Annotated in this window: 1 pseudogene; it reads right to left on the bottom strand. The window is 61.7% G+C overall.

From position 1 onward, the window contains the following. Positions 1-40: 40 nt before the first annotated feature. Positions 41-243, bottom strand: a pseudogene (locus EOD29_RS34460) (peptide chain release factor 1); the annotation flags it as partial.

Genomic DNA, 243 nt, shown 5'->3' with positions numbered 1-243 from the left:
CGACGCCGCGCTTCGGCAAGCATATCGGCGACCGTGGCGCTCATTGCTGTTCGCCGAGCTGGGCCAACTGGCTCGCCTGGTAATCGGCCATCAGCGCATCCACCACCTCCTCTATCTCGCCTTCCATCATCCGGTCGAGCTTGTAGAGCGTCAGATTGATCCGATGGTCCGTGACACGGCCCTGAGGGAAATTATAGGTGCGAATGCGTTCGGAGCGATCCCCGGAGCCGACCTGGCTCTTGC

This window comes from Mesorhizobium sp. M1A.T.Ca.IN.004.03.1.1, assembly GCF_003997555.1.
GTDB lineage: Bacteria > Pseudomonadota > Alphaproteobacteria > Rhizobiales > Rhizobiaceae > Mesorhizobium.
This window is presented reverse-complemented; position numbering and strand designations above follow the sequence as displayed.